This window comes from Paenarthrobacter sp. TE3676, from assembly GCF_056279165.1.
In genome coordinates this window covers 1-4,208 of sequence record NZ_JBWBQU010000012.1, presented here as the reverse complement: position 1 = coordinate 4,208, position 4,208 = coordinate 1, and the positions used below count along the sequence as shown (strand labels likewise).

The following is a 4,208-nucleotide window of genomic DNA, read 5'->3' as shown; positions in this document are numbered from 1 at the left end:
CGGGGGTGCATAATGATCCGGCCATAATTTCAACCAATTGAAAAACAATCGGTATCAACAAACTTGGCACACTATTGAGTTCTCAAACAACAGACCCCCCAAAACATCACCCACAGCACACCACAAAAGCAGCGCACCCAACAGGGCCATTGGAAAAGAAGAGTTATTTTTGGCCGCCTACCGAACCGTACACACCTTCCGGCTTTCCGTTTCGCACGCGGCGACTCAGAAAACAATACACGCCCCACACCCCCAACGCAAATCCACCCCCAACCCCACCCCACACACCCCCAAAACCCCACCAACCGCCGTCGGACGCCACTCACAAACGGTGAGGCGCGGCGCCGGCAGTAGCGGGCTAAACAGCGTCGGGTGGACGCCCAATGACGAAGCTACTGTCTGGTGGGAGGATGGGACGCATGGAACTGCACATCACAGGAGATGCCGCCGCGGACCAGCTGCTCAGTGACGACGCCTTTGCGTTGTTGACGGGTATGTTGCTGGATCAACAAGTCACTATGGAGTCGGCGTTCGCCGGTCCCGAGAAGATCCGCACCCGTTTGGGTTCCCTCGAACCCGGCACGATCGCGGGGTACGATCCCGCGGGCTTCGTGGAAGTCTTCAAGGAACGGCCTGCTGTCCATAGATTCCCTGGTTCCATGGCCGCGAGGGTCCAAGCCCTCGCCGAGACAGTACATCGGGAATGGGACGGCGATGCATCCGCTATCTGGACCAGCGGAAACCCCGATGGCCCTGAAGTACTCCGTCGGCTAATGGCCTTGCCCGGCTTTGGCGAACAGAAAGCAAAGATCTTCCTGGCTTTGCTAGGCAAACAGTGCGAACTACAGGCGGACGGATGGAGGGAAGCGGCCGGCCACTATGGTGAGGCGGGCTCCTACCTCTCGGTCGCCGACATTGTGGACCCGGAGTCCCTGGTCAAAGTGCGTGCCAGTAAGCAAGCGGCCAAGGCAGCCGCGAAAGCCGCCAAAGCGTAAATACTGTCAGACCTGGCTTATACGATGCGGCAAATGCCTAGTCGATTGGTGGAACCTGATGGCGACATTGCGAATCTGTGATGAAAGATTGCCCGGAGCCGGGGCAACAGAGCAACTGGAGCTCTCCGGGCTGCCGGATGTCATCACAGTTGAAGAGCTAATACGCTGGCGCGTGCGCGAGGAAGTCGCGCGTTACAACGCCACCCACGGGGCTGGAAAATCCCCCGGGCTGGTGGAGGTCTCCGCCAGGGAAAGTGAGCTCAACGGTCTTGGACGCCGGGTACCAGACCACAAGCCCGTGAATTGGGAGCGGCACGCTGACACTGCGGTTAAAGGCTTTGAACGGAATGCATTCTTCGTGATGGTTGACGGCCGACAGGTCTGCGACCTGACGGCCGAAGTCGACGCCCTCACCGCCGTCGAAGCTGTCTTCATCAAGCTAGTACCGCTGGTTGGGGGATGAGCAGCTTGGTCGATTCAGAGGAGGGTTTCGCCATGCCCGAACGTCTGCGTGTCTTGGCCGGTATGCAAAGCGGCAGGCTCCTTGAGTTCTTCATGACTCCACATTCCGATTGGGCAGGTGGCGGGGAAAGCTTCGAAAAGTACCGGGAACGGTTTGCCAAGTACCTTGAGCAGCTCGACCCGGATGGGCAGAAGGGTGCATTCGCTTATACCTTCGCGCACGTACACGAGCACAGGTACGGGATCGCTGACAGGTATTACGAGCCTTTCGGCATCCCGGCAGGCCGCGTGCACATGCTGCCACCGATCGAGCAGGCGCTCTACATCTTTTCGAAACTGACTCCGCTGGACTGGTCCGCCCAAGAGCTCAATTGGATGCTTAGCCACGTGCCCTACTCCCGATACATCTATCCTTCATGGCGCGGCGCGTTTCACGAGCCAATCCTGGCGCTGGAACCCACTGAGCGATGCAAAATTCCGACGGCGACCCGGCGGTTGGAGGCCATACTGCTCACGGATTTTCGGGATGGGCCGGGGTTGCATCCAAAGATCCGCGAATTTGATGAATTGCTGCTCAATGACAGCAAGGAAGACGGCCGTATCCCTTTGCAGTACGTGGCTGAGGACGACGACTTCGGTCCCTCAATACCCAGTGCGGTGAGGCCCGTTTTGCCGGAACACCAGGTCGCCTGGCTACTGCTCTTCATGAGCGAGCTGAGCGGGCCGAAGCCCACGGCGAAGTGGAAACGCGCAGCGGATCTGCGGATCTCGGAGCAGCCGGAAGCGCTGGGGGTTGCCCAAGCCCTACTCGGCCTGGCTGCCGAGCGCAGGCCTACGGCAGACCTGGGCGAAATTTCATGTGTTACCCCGCACGTTGGGTCGGTCCTGCGAGCCGCCCTCTGGCTCCTTGCGCTCCAGCACGATGCTCCAGCACATATTCAGCTCATTCGAGACGCATCCGCCTACCTGGGGGCAGGCCACAACGGCAAGAACGGAGTTTGCCGCTCCGCAATAGCGGCCAACGCCGGCGTGGAGACGCTCCTGGAGATTGCCAAGAACCACGAGACCGTCACAACTGAAGTCGTTGGAGCACTCACGCACATCCGGGACGTGGTCAAGAACAAGAACCTGCACAAACGCTTGGTCAACGTCATCGACCAACTGTCCGCAGAGCGAGGCATCTCTCCGTCGGAACTACTGGAAACAGCTGTTCCCGATCTGGGCCTGGATGCCGGCGGTGTAACGACCTACGAAATTGACGAGTACACGGCCAGGCTTTCCCTGACGAACGGACAAGGCGCGGCTGCCGTGAAGCTCGAATGGCTCACGGCAGCCGGAGAACCGGTGGCCATGCCCACTCAACTGAAGAACCATCCGAAGTTGCCCACCGTAAAACTCGCGGCGAGCGAAGCTAAAAATGCCCTGAATATCCAGCGACGCCGGCTCGAACGGCTCATGGCTTCCGAGCGAGTGTGGACGGGCCACGATTTCTGCACCCGCTACTTGGAACACCCCGTGGTTGCAACTATCGCTCGCGATCTGCTGTGGACCATCACGTCAAGGGAAGGAGAGTTCTCCGGCTACCCTCAACGCACTCCTGATGCCAGCGGTTGGGAATTGGTGGGAACCCAAGGCGAAGCACACGCCATCCCCGCCGACGCAACCGTAGTTCTATGGAAACCGTGGGCACGGAGTGTCGATGAAGTACGCTCCTGGCGCTCCCACCAACTGCAGCACCGGTTGAGACAACCGTTCAAGCAGGCATACCGGGAGCTCTATCTGCTGACTCCCGCCGAATTGGAGACTGGACACTACTCCAACCGGTACGCCGCACACGTGCTTGACTACGCTCGTGCGCAGGCGATTGCGAAGGAACGCGGCTGGCACGGCACCCAATTAGGTCCTTGGGACGGCGGCCAGGACACCCAGCTGTATTCCGAATTCCCTGACGAACAGCTGAGGGCGGCATTCAGCATCGAACTTCTTGAGCTCGAAACAGAACGTGCAAACCTATGCTCAACCAACAGGGTGTGGTTCGAAAGGCGCGTTGCCCGGGACACCTGGGAGCCAATAGGCCTTAATGAAGTACCGCGGGCCGTGTTTAGCGAAGCCATGCGGGACGTGGACCTCTTTACCTCAGTGGCTGCAATCGGACCGGACCCGGATTGGGCAGACCACCCGAATGGTCTCATCAGAGACTACTGGGGCGAAACACACACAGAGGCACTCTCGGAATCAGCACAGACCAGACAGGAATATCTCGGCGAAATCCTCCCCCGGACAATTCTGTCTGACTCCTGCCAGTTGACGGACCGCCATCTCATAGTCCAGGGTACGCATCGCACCTACAAGATCCACCTCGGATCAGGAAACATTCTGATGGAACCAGACGATTCCTACCTTTGCATCGTGCAGGCACCGAGATCATCGTCCGAGCGTATCTTCCTCCCCTTCGAGGAGAAGACTGGAAGACTGGCAACGATCCTGTCCAAAGCCTTCATGTTAATGAACGACCACAAAATCACCGACCCATCCATCCTCAGTCAAATCCACGGGACCCGCTGAGGCGTGGGCCTTAAACGTCGGAAGCCTCCTTGGGTGGTGGAGGCTTTTGTTTTGGGGTGGTTGTTAAATGCGGGAGACCCCCCGAACCGTGGTGGGTTGGGGGGTCTCTACCTAATGGTTGTCCGGCGGTGTCCTACTCTCCCACACCCTCCCGGGTGCAGTACCATCGGCGCTGTGGGTCTTAGC

At 59.0% G+C, this 4,208-nt stretch carries 3 protein-coding genes; all 3 read left to right on the top strand.

Annotated elements, in window-relative coordinates; all coding sequences use genetic code 11:
* Positions 1–410 precede the first annotated feature (410 nt).
* The 3 genes from ACZ881_RS21810 to ACZ881_RS21800 are packed head-to-tail and all read left to right on the top strand — an operon-like array spanning position 411 to position 4,022.
* The gene (locus ACZ881_RS21810) at positions 411–995 is read left to right on the top strand and encodes an HhH-GPD-type base excision DNA repair protein (RefSeq protein ID WP_476117958.1); all 585 of its coding nucleotides are present in this window, start codon (positions 411–413) and stop codon (positions 993–995) included.
* Between the two features lie 58 nt (positions 996–1,053).
* Entirely contained in the window at positions 1,054–1,458 is a 405-nt protein-coding gene (locus ACZ881_RS21805; RefSeq protein ID WP_139025120.1) for a hypothetical protein, read from the top strand.
* Between the two features lie 32 nt (positions 1,459–1,490).
* Positions 1,491–4,022: a DUF4132 domain-containing protein gene (locus ACZ881_RS21800; protein ID WP_476117957.1), complete on the top strand. Its 2,532-nt coding sequence runs from the start codon at positions 1,491–1,493 to the stop codon at positions 4,020–4,022.
* Positions 4,023–4,208 lie beyond the last annotated feature (186 nt).

Bases quoted from the DNA above. Each gene is read 5' to 3' on its own strand.
- ACZ881_RS21810 (WP_476117958.1), top strand. From the start codon at position 411: ATGGGACGCATGGAACTGCACATCACAGGAGATGCCGCCGCGGACCAG.
- ACZ881_RS21805 (WP_139025120.1), top strand. From the start codon at position 1,054: ATGGCGACATTGCGAATCTGTGATGAAAGATTGCCCGGAGCCGGGGCA.
- ACZ881_RS21800 (WP_476117957.1), top strand. From the start codon at position 1,491: ATGCCCGAACGTCTGCGTGTCTTGGCCGGTATGCAAAGCGGCAGGCTC.